Genomic DNA, 3896 nt, shown 5'->3' on the forward strand with positions numbered 1-3896 from the left:
CCCGGAAGGCCTGCCCGGCTACGACCGGCTCAGCGTCCGCGAGGTGCCGGCCGTCTCCGGCTGTTCGATGCTCATCGAGCGCGCGCTCTTCAACTCCCTCGGCGGCTTCGACCCGGTGTTCTTCCTCTACAGCGACGACATCGATCTGTGCACGCGCGCGGCCGCCCTCGGGGCGCGCCCGGTGGTGGTGCCTGAGGCCGCCGTGGTGCACGTCGGCGGCGCGTCGTCGAGCTCGGAGGGCCAGCGGATCAAGATTCTCCGCGGCAAGGCCACATACGTGCGGCGGCACTGGTCGCCCGCGCGGGCGAGGGTCGCCCTGGGCCTGCTGGCGGCCGGGGTCGGTCTGCGCGCGATGGGCAGGGCCGTGCTCGGCCGCGACCGCTCGCGCGGCGTCGACTGGTCGGCCGTATGGCGCGAACGTCGCGTGTGGACGGCCGGGTGGCCCGACGTCGACGAGCCGCGCCCGCCGCGTACCCCCTTATTGACCAACGCCTGAAACCGAGCGCCCGGAGGCGACCGTCCATGCACAAATCTCGCGTTCGCCGCTTATGGTCGGTCGTCGCCCTGTCGCTCGTCGCCACCGCCGTCTCGGTCCCGGTCGCCGCCTCGCCCGCGGCGGCCGACCCGTGTGCGCCGCTGGTCAACCCGGTCGCGTGTGAGAACAGCAAGCCGGGCACGCCGGCGAGCACCTGGGACGTGTCCGGCGCGGGCAGCACGGCGGTGCAGGGCTTCGCCACCGACGCGAGCGTCAACATCGGCGAGACGCAGCAGTTCAAGGTGAGGTCGACGGCCACGTCGTACCGCCTCGACATCTACCGCATGGGCTACTACAACGGCGCCGGCGCCCGCCTGATCGCGACCGTGAACCCGGTCGGCCGGCAGACCCAGCCCAACTGCATCTCGCAGGCCGCGACCGGGCTGGTCGACTGCGGCAACTGGGCGGTCTCCGCCTCCTGGACGGTGCCGGCCACCGCGGTCTCCGGCATCTACTTCGCGCGGCTGGTCCGCACCGACGGCACGAGCGGCGCGAGCCACATCCCGTTCGTGGTCCGCGACGACGCCAGCCGCTCCGACCTGTTCTTCCAGACCTCGGACACCACGTGGCAGGCCTACAACCAGTACGGCGGCAACAGCTTTTACGTCGGCTCGCCGGCCGGGCGCGCCTACAAGATCAGCTACAACCGGCCGATCACCGTCCGGGGCACCGGCCCCGAGGACGCCGTCTTCAACGCCGAATACCCCATGGTGCGGTGGATGGAGGCCAACGGGTACGACGTCAGCTACACCACCGGCGTCGACACCGACCGGCGCGGGGCGCTCATCAAGAACCACAAGGCGTTCCTGTCCGTCGGGCACGACGAATACTGGTCGGGCACCCAGCGGGCCAACGTCGAGGCCGCCCGTGACGCGGGCGTGAACCTGGCGTTCTTCAGCGGCAACGAGGTCTTCTGGAAGACGCGCTGGGAGAGCAGTGTGGACGGCTCGGGCACGCCGTACCGGACGCTGGTCGCCTACAAGGAGACCCACGCCAACGCCATCATCGACCCGAGCCCCGAGTGGACCGGCACCTGGCGCGACCCGCGGTTCAGCCCGCCGAAGAACGGCGGCCGGCCGGAGAACGCGCTGACCGGCACCTCGTTCGAGGTCAACGCCGGCACCGTCAACCTGCAGGTGCCCGCGGCCGACGGCAAGATGCGGCTGTGGCGCAGCACCACCGTCGCCACCCAGGCCGCGGGCGCGACCGCGACCCTGGGTTCGGGCACCGTCGGGTACGAGTGGGACGAGGACGCCGAGAACGCCTCGCGCCCGCCGGGCCAGATCCAGCTCTCCACGACCAACGCCACCAACGTCGAGGTGCTGATCGACCAGGGCTCCAACTACGCCAACGGCAACGCCACCCACCATCTGGTGATGTACCGGGCGCCCAGCGGCGCGCTGGTCTTCGGCGCCGGCACCGTGCAGTGGTCGTGGGGCCTGGACAGCACCCACGACCGGGGCTCCGGCGCGGCCAGCACCCCGATGAAGCAGGCGACCGTCAACCTGTTCGCCGACATGGGCGCACAGCCGGCCACCCTGCAGAGTGGCCTGACCCTGGCGACCGCCTCGACCGACACCGTCGCGCCCACCGTGGCGATCACGTCCCCGGCGAACGGTTCGTCGGTGGCGGCCGGCACCGCGGTCACGGTCTCCGGCACCGCCACCGACACCGGCGGCGTCGTCGGCGGGGTCGAGGTGTCCGTCGACGGCGGCACCACCTGGAAGCCGGCCGCCGGGCGTGGCACGTGGAGCTACCGGTACACGCCGGCCGCCACGGGCGCCACGCAGGTCCGGGTTCGGGCCATCGACGACAGCGTCCGGATCGGCACGCCGGCCGTGCTGAACCTGACCGTGACGCCGCGCTCATGCCCGTGCAGCCTGTGGAGCGCGGCCGACGTGCCCACGGTGCCCAGCGACCCCGACTCGACCGGCACCGAGATCGGCGTGAAGTTCCGCGCCGACGTGGCCGGCCAGGTCACCGGGATCCGTTTCTACAAGGGCACCGGCAACACCGGCACCCACGTGGGCCGCCTGTGGTCGTCGACCGGTACACAGCTGGCCACCGTCAACTTCGGCAGCGAGTCGGCCTCCGGCTGGCAGCAGGCGAACTTCTCCTCGCCGGTGACGCTCACGCCGAATACCACGTACATCGCGTCGTACTACGCGCCCAACGGCCACTACGCGGGCGACCCCGGCTACTTCGCGTCGGCCGGTGTGGACAGCGGTCCGCTGCACGCGCTGCGCGACGGCGTGGACGGGGTCAACGGCGTCTACCGCTTCGGCACCGGGTTCCCGACGCTGGCCTGGCAGTCGGCGAACTACTGGGTCGACGTGGTCTTCAACCCCGGCGGCGGGACGCCCGACACCACACCGCCCACGGTGACCGCACGGACCCCGGCGTCCGGCGCCACCGGCGTGGCCACCGACACGACGGCTACCGCCACCTTCTCCGAGCAGGTGCAGAGCGCCAGCGTCGCGATGGTGGTGCGCAACGCGGCCGGTACGGCGGTGCCGGGCAGCGTGGCGTACGACTCCGCCTCGTCAAGGGCGACCTTCACACCCACCGCCGCGCTGGCCGCGAGCACCACGTACACGGCAACCGTGAGCGGCGCGACCGACCTGGCCGGCAATGTCATGACGAGCACCTCGTGGTCGTTCACGACAGCCGCGACGACGCCGCCGCCGACCGGCTGCCCCTGCTCGATCTGGCCGACCACCGCGGTGCCCGGCACGCCCTCGGACTCCGACACGGCCGCGGTCGAGGTCGGCACGAGGTTCCGCTCGGACGTCGCCGGACGGGTCACCGGGATCCGCTTCTACAAGGGCGCCGGAAACACCGGCACCCACGTCGGGCACCTGTGGTCGAACACGGGCACCCTGCTCGGCACCGCCAACTTCAGTGGGGAGACGGCCACCGGCTGGCAGACCGCCACGTTCACGACGCCGGTGACGATCGCCGCCAACACCACCTACGTCGCCTCGTACTACGCGCCGGTCGGGCGCTACGCGGGCGACAACGGATTCTTCGCCACCACAGGAGTGGACAACGGCCCGCTGCACGCCCTGCGTAACGGGACCGACGGACTGAACGGCGTCTACCGGTACGGAACCGGTGGGGGCTTCCCCAACAGTTCGTGGCAGTCGAGCAACTACTGGGTGGACGTCGTGTTCACCCCGGGCAGCTGAGGAGCAACACCCGTGCGCAAAGCAAAGAAGGTCTTGCTGCCCTTTGCGGTGATCTTGAGCCTGATCGCCACCACTCTCACCGTCACCGCCTCGCCGGCGTCGGCGGCCACCTTCTCGATCTGGCCCTCGACGGCGGTGCCGGCCAACCCGGCCGACTCCGACACCGCCGCCGT

Annotated in this window: 3 protein-coding genes; 2 read left to right on the forward strand and 1 reads right to left on the reverse strand. The window is 71.5% G+C overall.

What is annotated here, in order from left to right; translation table 11 throughout:
* Both AB0M20_RS31140 and AB0M20_RS31145 read left to right on the forward strand, forming a co-directional pair.
* Positions 1 to 496: glycosyltransferase (locus AB0M20_RS31140; RefSeq protein ID WP_364303901.1), on the forward strand; the 496-nt coding region annotated here is incomplete at its 5' end.
* A 26-nt stretch (positions 497 to 522) separates the two neighbouring features.
* The gene (locus AB0M20_RS31145) at positions 523 to 3723 is read left to right on the forward strand and encodes a N,N-dimethylformamidase beta subunit family domain-containing protein (RefSeq protein WP_364303902.1); all 3201 of its coding nucleotides are present in this window, start codon (positions 523 to 525) and stop codon (positions 3721 to 3723) included.
* Here the strand turns inward: AB0M20_RS31145 and AB0M20_RS31150 are convergent.
* Positions 3687 to 3896: hypothetical protein (locus AB0M20_RS31150; RefSeq protein WP_364303903.1), on the reverse strand; the 210-nt coding region annotated here is incomplete at its 5' end. The two genes, AB0M20_RS31145 and AB0M20_RS31150, sit on opposite strands and share 37 nt — an antisense overlap.

Source organism: Actinoplanes sp. NPDC051633 (genome assembly GCF_040681735.1).
Taxonomy (GTDB): Bacteria; Actinomycetota; Actinomycetes; order Mycobacteriales; family Micromonosporaceae; genus Actinoplanes.